15 protein-coding genes and 2 tRNA genes are annotated in these 17,105 nt (G+C 59.1%); 6 read left to right on the top strand and 11 right to left on the bottom strand.

The annotated features are described in order from the left end of the window. Positions 1–20 precede the first annotated feature (20 nt). From NIT7645_RS13850 to NIT7645_RS13805, 10 genes are all read right to left on the bottom strand, one after another. A complete protein-coding gene (locus tag NIT7645_RS13850; RefSeq protein WP_050687297.1) occupies positions 21–485 on the bottom strand; it encodes a PTS sugar transporter subunit IIA in 465 nt (154 codons plus the stop codon). Positions 486–528: 43 nt separating this feature from the next. Beyond that, the gene (gene hpf, locus NIT7645_RS13845) at positions 529–1,092 is read right to left on the bottom strand and encodes a ribosome hibernation-promoting factor, HPF/YfiA family (protein ID WP_008561766.1); all 564 of its coding nucleotides are present in this window, start codon (positions 1,090–1,092) and stop codon (positions 529–531) included. Between the two features lie 281 nt (positions 1,093–1,373). Beyond that, the gene (gene lptB / locus NIT7645_RS13840; protein WP_008559443.1) at positions 1,374–2,132 is read right to left on the bottom strand and encodes an LPS export ABC transporter ATP-binding protein; all 759 of its coding nucleotides are present in this window, start codon (positions 2,130–2,132) and stop codon (positions 1,374–1,376) included. Further along, positions 2,132–2,611, bottom strand: a complete 480-nt coding sequence (locus NIT7645_RS13835; protein WP_050674125.1) for an LptA/OstA family protein — start codon at positions 2,609–2,611, stop codon at positions 2,132–2,134. The genes lptB and NIT7645_RS13835 overlap by 1 nt, the downstream gene beginning before the upstream one ends. 24 nt (positions 2,612–2,635) lie before the next feature. Beyond that, positions 2,636–3,235, bottom strand: coding sequence for an LPS export ABC transporter periplasmic protein LptC (lptC, locus tag NIT7645_RS13830; RefSeq protein ID WP_008562394.1), 600 nt, complete (start codon positions 3,233–3,235; stop codon positions 2,636–2,638). A 12-nt stretch (positions 3,236–3,247) separates the two neighbouring features. Next, positions 3,248–4,219, bottom strand: a complete 972-nt coding sequence (locus NIT7645_RS13825; RefSeq protein WP_008562542.1) for a KpsF/GutQ family sugar-phosphate isomerase — start codon at positions 4,217–4,219, stop codon at positions 3,248–3,250. Then, positions 4,216–4,830 (bottom strand): ribonuclease D, encoded by a 615-nt coding sequence (locus tag NIT7645_RS13820; protein WP_008561916.1) that lies wholly within the window; start codon positions 4,828–4,830, stop codon positions 4,216–4,218. Before NIT7645_RS13820 ends, NIT7645_RS13825 begins: the two co-directional genes overlap by 4 nt. Positions 4,831–5,032: 202 nt before the next feature. After that, a tRNA-Leu gene (locus NIT7645_RS13815) sits at positions 5,033–5,119 on the bottom strand. A 199-nt stretch (positions 5,120–5,318) separates the two neighbouring features. Next, positions 5,319–5,405: transfer RNA gene (locus NIT7645_RS13810), tRNA-Leu, on the bottom strand. A 124-nt stretch (positions 5,406–5,529) separates the two neighbouring features. Beyond that, positions 5,530–5,952, bottom strand: a complete 423-nt coding sequence (locus tag NIT7645_RS13805) for a globin domain-containing protein (protein ID WP_008558912.1) — start codon at positions 5,950–5,952, stop codon at positions 5,530–5,532. A 184-nt stretch (positions 5,953–6,136) separates the two neighbouring features. Between NIT7645_RS13805 and NIT7645_RS13800 the strand changes: the two genes are divergently transcribed. Next, positions 6,137–7,126: a complex I NDUFA9 subunit family protein gene (locus tag NIT7645_RS13800; RefSeq protein WP_050687295.1), complete on the top strand. Its 990-nt coding sequence runs from the start codon at positions 6,137–6,139 to the stop codon at positions 7,124–7,126. Positions 7,127–7,206: 80 nt separating this feature from the next. Here NIT7645_RS13800 and NIT7645_RS13795 read toward each other — a convergent pair whose 3' ends face one another. Next, positions 7,207–8,013 (bottom strand): undecaprenyl-diphosphate phosphatase, encoded by an 807-nt coding sequence (locus NIT7645_RS13795; RefSeq protein WP_008562576.1) that lies wholly within the window; start codon positions 8,011–8,013, stop codon positions 7,207–7,209. 238 nt (positions 8,014–8,251) lie between these two features. On the opposite strand from NIT7645_RS13795, the gene NIT7645_RS13790 reads away from it, so the two are divergent. The 5 genes from NIT7645_RS13790 (at position 8,252) to queG (ending at position 17,079) form a co-directional block, all read left to right on the top strand. Beyond that, positions 8,252–9,697 carry an NAD(P)-dependent oxidoreductase gene (locus NIT7645_RS13790; RefSeq protein ID WP_008561594.1) on the top strand — a complete coding sequence of 482 codons (1,446 nt, stop codon included), beginning with the start codon at positions 8,252–8,254 and terminating at the stop codon, positions 9,695–9,697. Positions 9,698–9,761: 64 nt separating this feature from the next. Further along, a complete protein-coding gene (gltB, locus tag NIT7645_RS13785; RefSeq protein WP_008560395.1) occupies positions 9,762–14,294 on the top strand; it encodes a glutamate synthase large subunit in 4,533 nt (1,510 codons plus the stop codon). A 163-nt stretch (positions 14,295–14,457) separates the two neighbouring features. Further along, a complete protein-coding gene (mtgA, locus tag NIT7645_RS13780; RefSeq protein ID WP_008560513.1) occupies positions 14,458–15,228 on the top strand; it encodes a monofunctional biosynthetic peptidoglycan transglycosylase in 771 nt (256 codons plus the stop codon). A 67-nt stretch (positions 15,229–15,295) separates the two neighbouring features. Next, entirely contained in the window at positions 15,296–15,961 is a 666-nt protein-coding gene (gene fzlA / locus NIT7645_RS13775) for an FtsZ-binding protein FzlA (protein WP_008560007.1), read from the top strand. A 65-nt stretch (positions 15,962–16,026) separates the two neighbouring features. Next, positions 16,027–17,079, top strand: coding sequence for a tRNA epoxyqueuosine(34) reductase QueG (gene queG, locus NIT7645_RS13770; protein WP_008561641.1), 1,053 nt, complete (start codon positions 16,027–16,029; stop codon positions 17,077–17,079). Positions 17,080–17,105 lie beyond the last annotated feature (26 nt).

Genomic DNA, 17,105 nt, shown 5'->3' with positions numbered 1-17,105 from the left:
AGCTTTGACCGTCTGTCGGATCAGGCGGCCTGAACCGACTGGTTTTCGGTCAAAATGGTATAAAGTGTGGCCGGATCCGGGTTTGCACGCAGCTTGGTGCAAAAGCTCTGTTCCCGCAGCGTGCGCGACACCAGAGCAAGAGCTTTCAGATGTTCGACGCCTGCGTCTTCGGGGGCAAACAGGGCAAAGGCAATGTCGATCGGCTGGCGATCCACAGCACCAAATTCCAAAGGGTTGTCCAGTTTGACAAAGGCACCGACCACCTTGTCCAGCCCATCAAGGCGGGCGTGGGGCAGGGCAACGCCGTGCCCTACACCGGTGGGGCCAAGGCTCTCGCGATCCAGGAGAGCCTCGACCGTGGTCTGAGAAGACAGACCATAGGCAAGCTGAGCCACATCAGCGATCTCCTGAAAGAGACGCTTTTTGCTGGAGGCAGCACCAAAGACACGGACGGCCTCCGGTTTCAGGATGTCAGAAATTTGCATTCTCTTACTGCTCCGCTCAGCTCAGATGTGGCCAAAGCCGGGTTTACGGATCGATCCAACCGATGTTTCCGTCATCCCTGCGATAGACGACATTCAGGCCGTCCTTGCCTTCGTTTCGAAACACCAGCACGGGTGCGCCTGCCAGTTCCATCTGCATCACGGCTTCACCGACGGACAGAGACGGAATTTTGGTTTCCATCTCGGCGACGATGATCGGCTGCAGGGACTCTGGTTCAGACTCGGCGCCAGCGTCTTCAGAGGCGAGGATATAAGAGCTCGCGCCGGAGAGTTCAACCGGCTCGCTCCGCTCGCGGTGATGGTCCTTCAGGCGGCGCTTGTAGCGACGCAGCTGCTTTTCCATCTTTTCGTTGCAGGCTTCAAATGCTGCATAAATTTCAGTGGCATGCGCTTTTGCTTGCGCGGTCAGACCGGTCGACAGGTGAACGGTCGTTTCACAAACATACTCATGCGCAGACCTTGAAAACACGACGTTGGCGTCGGTGGGGCGTTCAGCATATTTCTCGACTGCCGCTCCAAGCTCAGTCTGCACATGGGATTGCAGAGCTTCGCCAATGTCGATCTGTTTTCCGCTGATCTGGTAACGCATGTGATCTCCTTCACAAAAAGACTTCCAAAACCCAGGCCAGGCCAAGCCCGGCCGAAAATTCAGTTTTGAAAGAGGGATTTAGGCAAATCAGTCGGTCGCATTCGTCTGGGCCTTGTCAACAAGGCTGGAGCGAGGACAGCGTCGGACTGCAAGTTTGCCATGCGTCAATTCCATGACAACGAGGCGGCAGAGTCAATGCAAATCGGCGTTAATCGGTTACCGAATTCTGACAACAGAGACGGGGCGCCGTGGCCGAATCGGCGCAATTGCGCCGAGAGCGATCAGGAAATCCGGAAATTATCGCCCAGATAGACGCGGCGAACATTCTCGTTGTCCACAACTTCGGACGGGGTGCCGGACATCAGCACCTTGCCGTCGTGCAGGATATAGGCGCGATCGACGATTTCCAGCGTCTCGCGGACATTGTGGTCGGTGATGAGCACGCCAATTCCACGCTTTTTCAGATCACCTACCAGATGCCGGATATCGCCGACAGAAATAGGATCCACACCGGCGAAAGGTTCATCCAGCAAGAGGTATTTGGGATCTGCAGCAAGGCAGCGTGCGATCTCGACCCGGCGTCGTTCCCCGCCCGACAAAGCGAGCGCAGGTGCGCGGCGCAGGTGTTCGATCGAGAAATCGGAAAGCAGCTCTTCCAGCCGTTCACGACGCTTGTGGGGGTGTTTGACCGCGATATCCAGAACAGAAGAGATGTTGTCCTCTACCGACAGACCACGGAAGATCGACATCTCCTGCGGCAGATATCCGATACCCATCCGCGCCCGGCGATACATCGGCAGTGTTGTTGCGTTCTGCCCGTCGATGGTCACGGTTCCGGCTTCGGGAAAAACGAGCCCCGCGATCGCGTAAAAGCTGGTTGTCTTGCCAGATCCGTTCGGCCCAAGAAGAGCGACGACCTCACCGCGGTCCAGCGACATCGAAACATCGCGGATCACGACCTTCTTGCTGTAGGACTTGCGCAGCTTTTCGATACGCAGGCCAGAGCTGCCTTCAGTCACTGTAAGCGTTGGTTTCGCCATCAGTCTGATCCGCCGTTCAGGATCGTCTTGACGCGCCCGGACATGCTGGCGGTGCCGGTGGTCAGGTTCACGACCAGACGGTTCGATGTCAGCGTGCCGGTGCCCTGGCTCAGCAGGACATTGCCGGTCATGACGACGGTGCCGGAATCGATGGTGTATTCCGCCTTGTCTGCTTCGGCTGCGTCCGGGCCGTTGACTAGGATGACATTGCCAGCTGCTTCCAGCCGTTCGACACCGGTCTTGCCGCCATCGTCCTGTTTGTAGATCACCAGCACATCATCCGCTGACAGGCGCATCACGCCCTGAATGATGATCACATTGCCAACAAACCGGGCAGAGCCATCCTGCTGGTTTACGTCCAGCGCATCTGCTGTCACCTCCACCGGAAGGGATGGATCAGCCTTAACCGCACCAAAGGCGATAGAGGCGTTCTGCGCAGAAACCCCCGCTGACAGCAGGGCAAACGGCAGGCAGAACATCAAAACACGCAGATACAACACAGGTTATCTTTCCGATTGTTGCGGGTCGTATAGCAGTTTGACCCCTTTGTTGAAAACCATATGTACCGGCCCGTTTTCGGTTTTTGTGTCAATCTCCATGGCACCGGCGGTAAGTGTGCCAATGGGGCCACGGGCTTCGACGGGGCCAGGGCTGTCTGCTTTGACACCGTTCAGCGCCGCATTCAGCTCTTGCGTTGTGACCCGCAGGCCGTCGCTGGAGAGGATCTCAACATCACCGCGAAAGCTTGCGATTTCCTTTTCGGGACGTAATTCCCCGATGTCCGAGCTGACGTGTATCGTGCCGCCCTCGGCCATGCGGATTTCGGCCTGCAGGTCGATCGCGGTTGCAGGTCCATTCGCCCCGCCCGGACGCGCGGACTGGGCCGTGACCATGATTTCGTCCCCTTGCGTGGTTGTGCCAGAGAAGAAAGGCGCAGTGATCTGCTGCCCGCTGGTGCGGTCCTTCAGGTCTTTTTGGGCAAAGGGAATGACAGCGTCGGTTTCGACACCACGAGACAACAGGAAAACGGTCGACATCAGCGCCAGCGCCGTGAGCGGCAGCAAGACCTTCAGATAGGCGACAAGGCGTGAATAACCGTCCATCCGCGATGACCCCTAGCCCAGGCCGACGCGCAGGCAATCGTGGATATGCAAGAGACCTCTGGCAACGCCGTCTTTGGCCTCAGGATCAACGACGAACAGGCAGGTGATCTTGCGTTCGTTCATGATCGCCACGGCTTCTTCGGCCATTGAATCGGATGCGATGGTGGTTGGATTGGCGGTCATCACATCTGCCGCTGTTTTATCCAACAGGCCATCCATGTGGCGGCGAAGGTCACCGTCGGTGATGATACCGATCAGCGTGCCATCGTCATTGACCACGCCAGAGACGCCAAATCCCTTTTGGCTGATTTCGATAAGGGCATCGGACATTGGCGTGTCCTGCCGGACCAGGGGCAGGGCATCATCGCCGTGCATCAGGTCGCTGACCCGTGACAGGCGCGCGCCAAGTTTGCCACCGGGATGAAAGGCGCGGAAATTCTCTGGGCGAAAATCACGGTGCTTCATCAGCGCAATGGCCAGCGCATCCCCAATGGCGAGGGTCAAAGTGGTCGAAATCGACGGCACCATGCCAAAGCCGCAGGCCTCTCCCATTGCGGGGATTTGCAGGTGGACATCGGCCTCTTTCATCAGGGTGCTGTCCATCCGGCTGGACAGGCCGATCAACGGAATGCCAAATCTGCGCGTAAAGGCGAGCAGGTTGGCCAGCTCCGGAGCTTCGCCCGAATTGGAAATCGCCAAGACAACGTCGTCCTGCGATACCATGCCCAGATCGCCGTGGCTCGCCTCGGCAGGGTGGACAAAATAGGCGGGCGTCCCGGTCGATGCCAAAGTCGCAGCAATTTTATGCCCGATGTGGCCCGATTTTCCGATGCCGCTGACGATCACCCGGCCCTTTGCCTTCAAAACCAGTTCAACGGCGTCGGCAAAACGCGAATCCAGAGCGTCGGCCAGGGCGTCAAGCGCCTTGGCTTCATCGGTGATGACCTGTCGCGCGGTGGCGAGGAATGTCTCGGCGCTGTTCATGAGTGTGCAAAGATGTCTGTTTCAGGCCAGCCAGCGAGATCGAGCTTTGCACGCATCGGCAGGAAGTCAAAGCAGGCCTGAGCCATTTCGGTTCGCCCTTCGCGATCCAGACGTTTGTCCAGCGCTGCACGCAAGCGGTGCAGATGCAAGACATCAGAGGCTGCGTAATCCAGCTGTGCATCGCTCAGCTGTGCTGCGCCCCAGTCGCTCATTTGCTGCTGTTTGGAGATGTCGACGCCGATCAGCTCTTGCGTCAGGTTTTTAAGCCCATGGCGATCCGTGTAGGTGCGAACCAGACGGCTTGCGATCTTGGTGCAGTAGACGGGTGCCGCCAATGCGCCAAAGGCGTGATACATTGCGGCAATGTCAAAGCGGCCAAAGTGGAACAGCTTCAGCACATTGGGATCCTCAAGCATGCGGCACAGGTTTGGGGCCTCGGTCTGGCCTTTGGCCACCTGAACGATATGCGCATTGCCGTCGCCGCCGGACATCTGGATCACGCACAGCCGATCACGGTGTGGGTTTAGCCCCATCGTTTCACAATCGATGGCGACCACAGGGCCGAGATCAAGCCCATCGGGCAGGTCATTTTGATACAGATGATTGGCCAAAACGCGGTCCTTTGTCTTGCGGATGCAATAGGTTTGCGACCGAAATAGGCTTTCCTTCTGCCAAACTCAACTCTCGCAGCTGCTGCGGGTTGGCTTCAGGGGCAGAAACCCTGTCATGGCTGAGGGGGTGGAAGCGGTCGATCTGGCACAGACAAAAGCCGCCCAGAGGCGCTATTGTCATTATCCATCGATGTCGGGGATATGGTGCCCAGGAGAGGACTCGAACCTCCACGTCCATACGGACACTAGCACCTGAAGCTAGCGCGTCTACCAATTCCGCCACCTGGGCAGGTGTCGTGAGGGGGCATATACGCAGAACCAAAGGGGGCGTCAAATGGAAAATGCAGCTCGGCGATTTTTCCAGCAAACGCGCTTGGGCGCGGGGAGATGGCAGGAATTATTGAGCAAGCCCAAATCGTTAGATCGATTCCACAAAAGGATCAAAACGCCATTTCTGGCGCTGCGTTGGTCTAACGATGTCGGGGATATGGTGCCCAGGAGAGGACTCGAACCTCCACGTCCATACGGACACTAGCACCTGAAGCTAGCGCGTCTACCAATTCCGCCACCTGGGCAGGTGTCGTGAGGGGGCGTATACGCAGAACCGAAAGGGGCGTCAAACGGAAAATGCAGCGTTTTGGCGGGTTCCTGTGTTTTCCTGCACTTGGTCGTCGCCACCGATCAGGGCTGGACTTTTGGCTACTTCAGAAACCCCATCTGATAGGCCACATATTGCAGAAAACGGAGCCACGCCTGGCGGGTTTCCTCGGACCAATCCTCCTGCAGCGTGTCTTTCAGTGCGCCGGTAAAGCTGTCGATGAAACCTGCAAAGTGATCGTCGTTGATTTGCAGGGCTTTGTGGCGTTCCCCCTGATCCAGCAGAATCAGCCGCAGTTTCGCCGGGTGCTCCAACGCCTCTATGATGTGAGTGAGCGACATGAGCAGTTTTTCTTCCTGCAGGGACATGTCGTGGGGGAACATTGGCCGGGTGTCCGGGCAGCGCTCAAAGAATTTGGCGTAAAACAGGGATACAAACTGGTCGAGCTCCATCTTCTGACTCTCGACGCTGGCCAAAATCAGGTCTCGGTCTGCGGGGGCCACGGTTTCTGCGCTTGGATTCATGCGTTGTGCTCTCAGTTCACTTCTCTTTCACGACAATAAAGTTAGCTTTGCCGTCAGGCGCGGCAATATGACATCAATTATTTCGCGATGCTGTCACGATTGAGACGCGCTAGGGCGATTTGCGCCTTGTTCCGTTGGGCTTGGGGCGGTAAATCGGGTCAACAGCTAATGTAGGAGCCAAAAGATGTCCAAACTGGTCACGATCTATGGCGGGTCCGGTTTTGTCGGCCGTTACATCGCACGCCGCATGGCCAAGGAAGGCTGGCGTGTTCGCGTCGCCGTTCGCCGCCCCAACGAAGCCATGTTCGTCAAGCCATATGGTGTTCCGGGCCAGGTAGAGCCGGTTTTGTGCAACATTCGCAATGATGCATCCGTCGCGGCTGTGATGCAGGGTGCTGATGCGGTTGTAAACTGCGTGGGTATTCTGAACGAGGTGGGCAAGAACACCTTTGATGCTGTGCAGACCGAAGGCGCAGAGCGCATCGCGCGAAGCGCAGCAGAGCAGGGCATCACCAACATGGTGCATGTGTCCGCCATCGGTGCAGATGCTGACGGCGCAAGCGAATATGCCCGCACCAAAGCCGCAGGTGAAACCGCGGTGCAGAAGCATCAGCCGAACGCAGTTATCCTGCGCCCTTCCATCATCTTTGGCGCTGAGGATCAGTTCTTTAACCGCTTTGCCGGCATGACCCGTTTGTCGCCACTGCTTCCGATCGCGCATGCGGACACGAAATTCCAGCCGGTTTATGTTGATGATGTGGCCAAGGCTGCTGTCGCTGCCCTGACCGGTAAGGCCGCTGCTGGCGTTTACGAACTGGGCGGTCCCGAGGTGAAGAGCTTTGGTGCGCTGATGCAGCAGATGCTGGATGTCATCAACCGTCGTCGTCTGGTGGTCTCGCTGCCGGGGCCGATTGCCAAGCTGGTTGCCCTTGGTTTTGACCTTCTGCAATTCGTGAGCTTCCAGCTGATCGAAAACAAGATGCTGACGCGTGATCAGCTCAAGAACCTGAAGCTGGACAATGTTGTCTCGGCAGATGCCAAGGGGTTCGAGGATCTTGGTATTCGTCCCGTGACCGCAGGGTCGGTGCTGCCTGACTACCTCTGGAAATTCCGCCCGGCGGGTCAGTACGACGATATCATGGATTCGGCCCGCAACCTGCGGAATGACCTCTGACTTTCTGACGGAACTGAATGAAAAAGGCGCGGGATCATCCTGCGCCTTTTTTTGTTGAGCTGGCTTTGTGATGCGGGGGCTCAGCCCTGATAGGCGATGCTCAGCAGGACGAGGCCAAGGATCACTCGGTAGATTACGTATGGCGTGAAACTGACGGACCGCAGAAGCCGCATCATGAGGGCCAGCGCCGCCAGCGCGGCCAGCATCGACAACCCGGCAGCAATGGCAGCGTCTCGCAGGACGTTGGCATTGGCTTCGATGGCGACTTCTGCGCCGAGCAATACACCGGAGGCGATGATTGTGGGGATCGACATGAGCATGGAGATCCGTGCCGCATCCAGTCGCGCATAGCCCAGCTGCCGAGCGCCGGTGATGGTGATGCCTGACCGCGAGGTGCCGGGAATCAGCGCCAGCATCTGCCACAGCCCCATGATCAGCGCGTCTTTGGGTCTCCAGTCCTCAACCGTTTTGCCTGTGCGGCCGAATTTGTCGGCAAAATACAGCACGATTCCAAACCCCAACATCGTCCAGCCGATAACGGTGATGGAGCGCAGGGCATCGCTGAGCCCGGAGAAATGCAGGAACGCACCAAACAGAACAGTTGGAATGGTTGCGATGATCAGCCCCATCGCCAGTTGCGCGCCGGGCGTATCTGTCTTGCCGGTGAGGGCACGGGGCAGGCCTATCAGTCCCTCACGCACGTCCTTCCAGAAGAAAAGGACAACAGCGGCAAGGGTGCCAACATGGACAGCGACGTCGATCACCTGCCCCTGGTCCTCCAGCCCTGTCAGGCCAGGCAGCAAAATGAGGTGTCCGGAGGAGGAGACCGGCAGAAACTCGGTAATTCCCTGAATCAGGGCGATGAGGATCAGTTGGAAAAGGGGCATGATGACCGTCCGCTATATGTTCCGAAGGGATCGCAAAGATCGCTTTCTGTGTAAATCCATTGATTTTATTGAGCTCTGTGGTTTTATGGCCGATACGGACCTAAAATTTCTGTACATTTCCGCCAGAGAGGGTATCAGGCAGGTAACTGCTGTCATTTTAGGTCAGCAATGTTGACTTTTAATTCGCTCCGCTCCGATAGACCAGAAATCGCAGCCAGCCCAACATGGAGTCCGTCCCGTGGCCAAGCAACCGATGCTCAAATTCGTGCAGATCGATCGCGACATGCCCAACAAGCGGGCCGCAGAGGATCGCAAGGAAGATTTCAACGAAATCTACGCTGAATTCGCGGCCGCCAAGGCCGAGGAACAGGCAAGCCGCTGCAGCCAGTGTGGTGTCCCTTATTGTCAGTCACACTGCCCGCTGCACAACAATATCCCCGACTGGCTCCGCCTGACGGCGACAGGCCGCCTGCAAGAGGCCTATGAGACCAGCCAGGCGACCAATACCTTCCCAGAGATCTGTGGCCGCATCTGCCCGCAGGACCGCCTGTGCGAAGGAAACTGTGTGATCGAACAATCCGGCCACGGTACCGTGACCATCGGCGCGGTGGAGAAATACATCACCGATACCGCTTGGGATCAGGGCTGGGTGCAGCCGATCAAACCGGCGCAGGAACGCAGCGAGTCCGTAGGGATCATCGGCGCAGGTCCCGGCGGTCTGGCGGCAGCTGACATGCTGCGTCGCGCAGGTGTTAAGGTCACCATCTATGATCGTTACGACCGCGCTGGCGGGCTGCTCACCTACGGGATTCCGGGGTTCAAGCTGGAAAAGGACGTGGTGATGCGCCGCAATCAGCTGCTGGCTGATGGTGGGGTTGAGTTCATAATGAACTGCAACGTCGGACAGGATATCTCCTTTGACGATATCCGCGCGAAACATGATGCCGTCATCATCGCGACGGGTGTCTACAAATCCCGCGATCTGGAAATGCCGGGCTCCGGTGCCACCGGCATCGTCAAGGCGATTGATTTCCTGACCGTATCGAACAAAGCGTCGAACTTTGGTGACAGCATCGAGGAATTCGACAACGGCACGCTGAACGCCGATGGCAAGCGCGTTGTAGTGATCGGTGGCGGTGATACCGCGATGGATTGCGTGCGGACCTCAATTCGTCAGGGCGCGACCTCTGTCAAATGTCTCTATCGCCGTGACCGCGCCAATATGCCGGGCTCGCAGCGGGAAACCCAAAACGCCGAGGAAGAAGGCGTGGTGTTCGAATGGCTGTCGGCGCCCAAGGGCTTCACCGATGAGGGCGGCAAGGTTGCGGGCGTGATGGTGCAGAAAATGCGTCTGGGCCAGCCGGATGCATCCGGCCGTCAGGCCCCCGAAGTGATCGAAGGCGCTGACTACATCGAACCAGCCGATCTCGTGATTAAGGCGCTTGGGTTTGAGCCGGAAGACCTGCCGACCCTCTGGGACCAGCCTGAACTGCCTGTGACCCGCTGGGGCACGATCAAAGCAGCCTTCCAGACCGGCGCGACCGAGCTCGACGGGGTCTACGCCGTGGGTGACATCGTACGTGGCGCGTCGCTGGTGGTCTGGGCCATCAAGGACGGCCGTGATTGTGCCGACGCCATCCTGAGCCGCTTTGACGCCGCCGCCAGCAGCATCGCCGCTGAGTAAGACAGATATTCTACCGGGCAGGCGCAGCCCTTGCAGGGCCGCCCACCGGAACGGGAGCAATGATATGACAAAATTTGATGCAGACTGGGCACGCGCCGAAGAAGCCAAGCGCAAGTGGATGGCCGAAAACGGTCTCTATGCCGAGGAAGAAGAGCATTCGTCCTGCGGGGTTGGCCTTGTGGTGTCCGTCGATGGCGCACGCAGCCGGAAGGTTGTCGAGGCGGGTATCGACGCGCTGAAAGCAATCTGGCACCGCGGCGCAGTTGATGCCGACGGCAAGACCGGCGATGGCGCGGGCATCCACGTGCAAATTCCGGCACCTTTCTTTTATGATCAGGTCCGCCGCACTGGCCACGAGCCACGCGAAGATCAGCTGCTGGCCGTTGGTCAGGTCTTCCTGCCGCGCACCGACTTCGGCGCGCAGGAGCGCTGCCGGACCATCGTGGAAACAGAAGTTCTGCGGATGGGCTATTACATCTACGGCTGGCGCCATGTGCCGGTCGATGTGACCTGCCTGGGCGAAAAAGCAAATGCGACCCGTCCGGAGATCGAGCAGATCCTGATCTCCAACTCCAAAGGTGTGGACGAAGAAACCTTTGAGCGCGAGCTTTATGTTATCCGCCGTCGGATCGAAAAAGCGGCCGCTGCTGCGCAGGTTGGTCAGCTGTACATCGCATCCCTGTCCTGCCGGTCGATCATCTACAAGGGCATGATGCTCGCAGAGCAGGTTGCAGTCTTTTACCCCGACCTGATGGACGAGCGGTTCGAAAGCGCCTTTGCGATCTACCACCAGCGCTATTCCACGAACACTTTCCCTCAGTGGTGGCTTGCTCAGCCGTTCCGCATGCTGGCCCACAACGGCGAGGTGAATACCCTCAAGGGCAACCTGAACTGGATGAAGAGCCACGAAATCCGCATGGCCTCGTCCACCTTTGGCGACTACGCCGAGGACATCAAGCCGATCGTGGCGAGCGGTTCGTCCGACTCTGCTGCGCTGGATTCGGTGTTTGAGGTTCTGGTGCGGGCGGGCCGTTCTGCGCCGATGGCTAAAACCATGCTGGTGCCCGAAAGCTGGTCCAAGCAGGCGGTGGAACTGCCGCAAGCCTGGCGGGATATGTATTCCTACTGCAACTCCGTTATGGAACCGTGGGACGGCCCTGCTGCGCTGGCGATGACGGATGGTCGCTGGGTTTGTGCGGGCCTTGATCGCAACGGTCTGCGCCCGATGCGTTATGTCGTGACCGGTGATGGGCTTGTGATTGCGGGCTCTGAGGCGGGGATGGTCCCGATTGACGAGGCCACCGTTGTCGAAAAAGGCGCGCTTGGCCCCGGTCAGATGCTGGCCGTCGACATGCAAAAGGGCAAGCTGTTCCACGACACCGAAATCAAGGACAAACTGGCTGCTGCGCTGCCGTTTGGTGATTGGGTTCAGAAGATCAACGATCTCGACAGCACCCTTGCGAAAGTCACTGAAAAGGCGCTGTTCAGCGGCGATGAGCTGCGTCGCCGTCAGGTCGCTGCCGGTTACACCATCGAAGAGCTGGAACAGATCCTCGCGCCGATGGCTGAGGATGGCAAGGAAACGCTGGCCTCGATGGGCGATGACACCCCGTCGGCTGTTCTGTCCAAGATGTACCGCCCGCTGAGCCACTTTTTCCGTCAGAACTTCTCTCAGGTGACGAACCCGCCGATCGACAGCCTGCGTGAATATCGCGTGATGTCGCTGAAGACGCGCTTTGGTAACCTGAAAAACGTACTGGACGAGGACAGCTCCCAGACTGAGATCATCGTCCTTGAGAGCCCCTTTGTCGGCAACGCCCAGTGGGACGAACTGGTCGAAAACCTGAACGCACCTCTGGCAGAGATCGACTGTAGCTTTGAACCTGGCCAGGGCAGCCTGAGCGCCGCACTCGCCCGTATCCGCGCCGAAGCCGAAGAGGCCGTCAGCTCGGGGGCCGGCCACATCGTTCTGACCGATCAGCATTCCAATGCTGACAAGGTTGCGATGCCGATGATCCTGGCCACCTCTGCCGTGCATTCGCATCTGACCCGCAAGGGGCTGCGTACCTTCTGCTCGCTCAACGTACGTTCTGCTGAATGCATCGATCCGCATTATTTCGCGGTGTTGATTGGCTGTGGCGCAACCGTTGTGAACGCCTACCTGGCCGAGGATTCGCTCGCCGACCGTATCGAGCGCGGCCTGCTGGACGGCAGCCTGACCGAGAACGTCGCCCGCTACCGTGAAGCGATCGACCAGGGCCTGTTGAAGATCATGGCCAAGATGGGGATCTCGGTGATTTCCTCTTACCGCGGTGGCTTGAACTTTGAGGCGGTTGGCCTTTCGCGCGCGATGTGTGCGGAATACTTCCCCGGCATGATCTCGCGGATTTCCGGTATCGGTGTGACAGGTATTCAAACCAAGCTGGAAGAAATCCACGCCAAGGCATGGTTGGGTGCCCAGGATGTCCTGCCAATCGGCGGCTTCTACAAAGCCCGCAAGTCCGGCGAGACCCACGCCTGGGAAGCGACGTCCATGCATATGATGCAGATGGCCTGCAACCGCGCCTCTTATGAGTTGTGGAAGCAGTACTCGGCGAAAATGCAATCGAACCCGCCGATCCACCTGCGCGACCTGCTGCAGATCAAGCCGCTGGGCAAGGCCGTACCGATTGAGGAAGTGGAATCGATCACTTCGATCCGCAAACGGTTCGTGACACCGGGCATGTCCTTGGGCGCGCTGAGCCCCGAGGCGCACAAGACGCTGAACGTGGCAATGAACCGGATCGGCGCCAAGTCCGACTCTGGTGAGGGCGGTGAAGATCCGGCGCACTTCGTTCCGGAGCCGAACGGCGACAACCCGTCTGCGAAAATCAAGCAGGTGGCGTCGGGCCGCTTTGGTGTGACAGCCGAATACCTGAACCAGTGCGAAGAGCTGGAAATCAAGGTAGCCCAGGGCGCCAAGCCCGGTGAAGGCGGCCAGCTGCCGGGGATGAAGGTCACCGACCTGATTGCCCGTCTGCGCCACTCCACCAAGGGTGTGACGCTGATCTCGCCGCCGCCGCACCACGATATCTACTCGATCGAGGACCTGGCGCAGCTGATCTATGACCTGAAGCAGATCAACCCGCGCTGCAAGGTGACGGTGAAACTGGTGGCGTCTTCCGGCGTTGGCACCATTGCTGCGGGCGTTGCCAAGGCGAAGGCCGACATCATCCTGATTTCGGGCCACAACGGTGGCACCGGCGCGTCACCGGCGACTTCGATCAAATACGCGGGTCTGCCGTGGGAGATGGGCCTGACCGAGGCGCATCAGGTTCTGGCGATGAACAACCTGCGTGATCGGGTCACCCTGCGGACCGATGGTGGTCTGCGGACGGGTCGTGACATCGTGATGGCCGCAATGCTGGGGGCCGAAGAATACGGCATCGGCACCGCGGCGCTGATCGCAATGGGGTGCATCATGGTGCGCCAGTGCCAGTCCAACACCTGCCCCGTTGGTGTCTGCACCCAGGACGAAGCCCTGCGCGGCAAGTTCACCGGCAACGCGGACAAGGTTGTGAACCTCATCACCTTCTACGCACAGGAAGTCCGCGAGATCCTCGCCTCAATCGGCGCGCGCTCTCTGGACGAGGTGATTGGTCGGGCGGATCTGCTGGCGCAGGTGTCCCGTGGTTCGGCACATCTTGATGATCTGGACCTCAACCCGATGTTGATCACCGTCGATGGTGCGCATGACATCGACTACAACCGTGATCGTGAACGCAATGCTGTGCCGGACACTCTGGACAAGGAAATCGTGCGCGATGCCGCCCGCTTCCTGCAGGACGGGGAAAAGATGCAGCTGTCCTATGCGGTTCAGAACACACATCGGACCGTGGGCACCCGTACATCCAGCCACATTGTCCGCAACTTTGGCATGCGCAACACGCTGCAGCCCGACCACCTGACGGTAAAGCTGCAGGGCTCTGCTGGTCAGTCTCTTGGTGCCTTTGCAGCGCCGGGGCTCAAGCTGGAGGTTTCGGGCGATGCGAACGACTACGTCGGCAAGGGTCTGTCCGGTGGTACCATTGTGGTACGTCCGCCGATGGCATCGCCGCTGACAGCAAGCGAGAACACCATCGTTGGCAACACCGTCCTTTATGGTGCAACCGATGGCTATCTCTTTGCGGCAGGTCGTGCCGGTGAACGCTTCGCGGTCCGCAACTCCGGTGCCAGCGTGGTGGTCGAAGGCTGTGGTGCCTGCGGTTGTGAATACATGACCGGCGGTGTCGCGGTGATCCTCGGCTCTATTGGCGCCAACTTTGGTGCAGGTATGACCGGTGGCATGGCTTATATCTACGACCCGGAAGGCAAGGCCGAGACGCTGATGAACATGGAATCCCTCGTCACCTGCCAGGTTGGCGTGGAGCATTGGGAACAGCAGCTCAAAGGACTGGTCGAGCGTCATCTGGCAGAAACCGGCAGCCGCAAGGCCGCTGATATTCTCCAGCACTGGGAGAGCGAGAAAGCGAACTTCTTGCAGGTTTGCCCGACCGAGATGTTGGACAAGCTGCCCCAGCCCCTGACACTGGACGTAGCAGCCGTACCGGCGGAATAGGCCCCGCCACCTCCTCTGCATTGCCTTGGACAGGCCCCGACGGTTTCAACGGTCGGGGCCTTTTCACATCAAGATGCATGTCTGATGCCTGCTTTGGCGATCTCTTGCAGGCGGCTTGATTTCCCGGTTGGAGCAGGACGCCACTCTGCCGTATAGAGAGGCTATGGCGAAGGCAGCAAAAACAGGCGGAAAATCGGGCTCTTCCAAGAAGACCAAGGCGCGCGGGAAATCAGCGGGCAAGGCAAAGGCGCGCCCTGATATTTCACCGGGCCGTCTGGCCAAACGCTGGATCGGCCGCGCCGCGCTTGTCGGCGTTGCAGTCATGTTGCTGCCGATCCTGCTGTTTTCGGTGGTCAACCCGCCCACCACATTCACCATCTGGTCCGAATACCGCCGCCTGGGCGACATTGATCGCGAATGGATGCCGATCGAAGCAATGGCGCCAGTGCTGGCGCGATCCGTGGTCGCGGCTGAAGATGCGCGGTTCTGCCAGCATTGGGGATTGGATGCCGAGGCCATTCGCAAGGCCATCGCAGAAGGTGGTCAGCGTGGGGCGTCGACGATCTCGCAGCAGGTGGTCAAGAATGTCTTTCTCTGGCAGGGGCGCAGCTGGATCCGCAAGGCGCTTGAAACACTGATGACCCCGATGGTCGAAGCAGTATGGAGCAAGCGGCGTATCCTTGAGGTCTATCTCAACGTCGCTGAAATGGGCGAGGGTGTTTTCGGAGCCGAGGCCGCAGCCCGGCATTATTTCGGCGTTGGCCCGGATGAGCTGAGCCCGCGCCAGGCCGCGCTTCTGGCCTCTGTCCTGCCCAACCCCAAGGACCGCTCTGCCGCAAAACCATCCGCCTTCATGCGCAAGCGTGCGGCGCAGATCATGGACGGGGCGGCCACCATTCGCGCAGATGGCCGCGCGGCCTGTTTCGAGGATTGAAACTTCCTGCGCTTCGGGGCATTGCTGTCTGACCCCCGACCACACGCAACAGGAGACCTGACGACCCATGGCCCGCCTCTATCACGTGCCCCTGTCCCCGTTCTGCCGAAAAGTACGGCTGTCGCTTGCGGAAAAGCGCATCGAGGTTGAGCTGGTCGAGGAACGCTACTGGGAAAAGGAGGCGGATTTTCTGCGCCGTAACCCCGCGGCCAAGGTTCCGGTGATCCGACTGGATGGGAAGCTGATGGCCGAAAGTGCGGCGATTTGCGAGTACCTCGAAGAAACCCGCCCCGAGCCCTCTCTGATGCCGAGCGATCCCGATGGCCGCTACGAGGTGCGTCGGCTGGTCAATTGGTTTGACGACAAGTTCCACAACGAGGTGACATCAAAGCTGCTCTATGAACGGGTCAACAAAAAGGTGACCGGGCAGGGCTATCCCGACAGCAGCAACGTCAAGGCCGGGGCGCGGGCGATCAAATATCATCTCGACTATCTGGCGTGGTTGCTCGATCACCGACGCTGGCTGGCGGGGGATCAGATGACCCTTGCCGACTTTGCGGCTGCTGCGCATCTGTCGTCGCTGGACTATATCTCTGATGTGGATTGGAATCGGTCGGCTGTCGTCAAGGACTGGTACGCCAAGATCAAATCCCGCCCGGCCTTCCGCTCTATCCTCGCGGATCAGATTCCGGGTTTCAGCCCACCGCCCCATTACGCAGATCTCGATTTTTGATAAGACAATGTCTGCAGCTGCCGCCGGTGCGGTTCGCGCCGCGTGAGCCAAGGACGTAACGCCCGATGACGGATCATTCCAGTCTCAAGGATCAACTGGTGGCGCAAGCCCTGGCCGAGGGCTTTGTGTCCTGCCGGATCTGCCGACCCTGGGATGTGCCTGAGGTGCCGGATCGGCTGCAGGCCTTTCTGGACGCGGGCTATCATGGACAGATGGCCTGGATGGAGGAGCGGAGCCACTGGCGTGGTGATCCCGCACAACTGTGGCCAGAGGCGCGTTCGGTCATCATGCTGGCCGAAAGCTATACCCCTGACGTCGATCCGATGGAAATCGTGGGGCAGCCCGATCGCGGGGCCATTTCGGTTTATGCCCGAAACAAGGATTATCATGACCTTGTGAAAAAACGGCTCAAGCGGCTGGCGCGCTGGTTGATCGCCGAAGCCCAGAAGCTGGGCCATGAAGCCGAGGTAAAGGTTTTTGTGGATACGGCGCCGGTGCCGGAAAAGCCGCTGGGGCAGGCAGCGGGGCTTGGCTGGCAGGGGAAGCACACCAATCTGGTCAGTCGGGATTGGGGCAATTGGGCCTTTATAGGGTCTGTTTTCACAACGCTGGACCTACCGGCCGACCCTGCAGAGCGCGACCACTGCGGATCCTGTCGATCCTGTATTGCAGCCTGCCCCACCGATGCCTTTCCGGCGCCTTATCAGCTCGATGCCCGCCGCTGCATTTCCTACCTGACCATCGAACACAAAGGTCCGATTGACGAGGAACTGCGCAGCAAACTGGGCAACCGGATCTATGGATGCGATGATTGCCTTGCGGCCTGCCCCTGGAACAAGTTTGCCGTCGCGGCGAGCGACATCCGCTATGAGGCCCGACCCGAGTTTACCGCGCCGAAACTGGCAGAGCTGGCCACTTTGGACGACGCGGCGTTTCGTGCGTTGTTTTCGGGCTCGCCGATAAAACGGATCGGCCGGGATCGGTTTGTGCGCAACGTCTTGTATGCGATTGGCAACTCTGCTCAGCCGGAGTTGCGCGCCGTTGCCCAATCGCTGACCACGGACCCGGATCCAACGGTTGCCGATGCCGCCCGCTGGGCTGCGGCGCAACTTGCTTAGCCAACGCTTTTCTCAGCACGTCCAGT

The sequence above is a fragment of the Phaeobacter italicus genome (assembly GCF_001258055.1).
In the GTDB taxonomy this organism is placed as follows: domain Bacteria; phylum Pseudomonadota; class Alphaproteobacteria; order Rhodobacterales; family Rhodobacteraceae; genus Phaeobacter; species Phaeobacter italicus.
Note: the sequence above shows the minus strand (reverse complement) of the source record. Positions and strands in the feature narration are given on the sequence as shown.